A 2,120-nucleotide genomic window follows, 5' to 3' on the forward strand; every position below is an offset into this window, starting at 1 on the left:
TTGCGCTCTTCGCACGATTACCAACCGTGCTGAGGGTACCTTTGGAAGCCTCCGATACTTTTTTGGAGGCGACCACCCCAGTCAAACTACCCACCACACACTGTCCCCTATTAAGGGTTAGATATCACGTAAACAAAGGCCGGTATTTCAACAACGGCTCCACCACGCCTAGCGACGCAGCTTCAAAGCCTCCCGGCTATCCTACACATCGTTTACACAATACCAATGTGAAGCTATAGTAAAGGTTCATGGGGTCTTTCCGTCCCACTGCGGGTAAACGGCATCTTCACCGTTACTACAATTTCACCGAGCTCGTGGCCGAGACAGTGCCCAGATCGTTACACCATTCGTGCAGGTCGGAACTTACCCGACAAGGAATTTCGCTACCTTAGGACCGTTATAGTTACGGCCGCCGTTTACCGGGGCTTCAGTTCAACGCTTCGCTTACGCTAACGTCCCCCCTTAACCTTCCGGCACCGGGCAGGTGTCAGGCCCTATACTTAACCTTTCGGTGTCGCAGAGCCATGTGTTTTTGTTAAACAGTCGCCTGGGCCTCTTCACTGCGGCTTCTCACCCGAAGGTGAGGAAGCACCCCTTCTCCCGAAGTTACAGGGTCATTTTGCCTAGTTCCTTAGCCACGAATCACTCGAGCACCTTAGGATACTCTCCTCAGCTACCTGTGTCGGTTTACGGTACAGGCTGCGTATGCATATACTTAGAGGGTTTTCTTGGAAGTCTGATTACAGTCACTATCTACGCTCCCGAAGGATTGTAGTACTATCACGTTCAGCTATCGGTGCGGATTTGCCTACACCAATATTACCTACACGCTTTAACGCGCTATTCCGTCAGCGCGCGGACCTTTCACTACTCCGTCGCCCCATCGTTCCATACGCAGGTATCGGAATATTAACCGATTTGCCATCGACTACCCCTTTCGGGTTCGCCTTAGGTCCTGACTAACCCATGGCTGATTAGCATTGCCATGGAAACCTTAGCTTTGCGGTGGACGGGTTTCTCGCCCGTCTTATCGTTACTTATGCCTACATTTGCTTTTCTATCCGTTCCAGCATGACTCACATCACACCTTCGTCACAAATAGAATGCTCCCCTACCACTCTTTCGAGTTCCGAGCTTCGGTAGTATACTTTATGCCCGATTATTATCGATGCCCTGTCGCTCGACCAGTGAGCTGTTACGCACTCTTTAAAGGAATAGCTGCTTCCAAGCTAACCTCCTGGCTGTCTAAGCAACTTGACTACCTTAGTTCAACTTAGTATACATTTGGGGACCTTAGCTGCGGATCTGGGTTCTTTCCCTCTCGGATTAGGACCTTAGCACCCTAACCCTCACTGCAAGCGAGCATCTGACAGCATTCGGAGTTCATCAGGATTTGGTAGGATTTGACTCCCCCTAGTCCTATTGGTAGCTCTACCTCTGTCAGACTCCACTCACGCTGTTCCTAAAAACATTTCGGGGAGTACGAGCTATTTCCCAGTTTGATTGGCCTTTCACCCCTACCCACACCTCATCCGAAAACTTTTCAACGTTTACCGGTTCGGGCCTCCATTACGTTTTACCGTAACTTCACCCTGGACATGGGTAGATCACATGGGTTTCGCGTCTACCTCCGCTAACTAGCACGCCCTATTCAGACTCGCTTTCGCTCCGGCTGCGGGCCTTAAACCCTTAACCTTGCTAACGAAGAGTAACTCGTAGGCTCATTATGCAAAAGGCACGCCGTCACCCCACTAAAGGGCTCCGACCGCTTGTAAGCGCACGGTTTCAGGTTCTATTTCACCCCGTTATTCACGGTACTTTTCACCTTTCCCTCACGGTACTTGTTCACTATCGGTCTCTCATTCGTATTTAGCCTTACCGGATGGTGCCGGCAGATTCAAACGGGATTTCTCCGGTCCCGCCCTACTCAGGATCCTGACCTCGCTTAACACCTTACCCGTACAGGACTTTCACCTTCTACGGTCATGCTTCCCAACATGTTCCAGTTCGTTGTTATTTGATTACGTCAGTCCTACAACCCCGAACTAGCCGTAACTAATTCGGTTTAGGCTCTTCCCCGTTCGCTCGCCACTACTTAGGGAATCATTATTATTTTCTCT

1 rRNA gene is annotated in these 2,120 nt (G+C 50.3%); it reads right to left on the bottom strand.

Going from position 1 to position 2,120, the window contains the following annotated elements:
* A 23S ribosomal RNA gene (locus tag HH304_RS21045) occupies positions 1-2,120 on the bottom strand; the annotation flags it as partial.

Source organism: Marinigracilibium pacificum, from assembly GCF_012926615.1.
Lineage (GTDB): Bacteria > Bacteroidota > Bacteroidia > Cytophagales > Cyclobacteriaceae > Mangrovivirga > Mangrovivirga pacifica.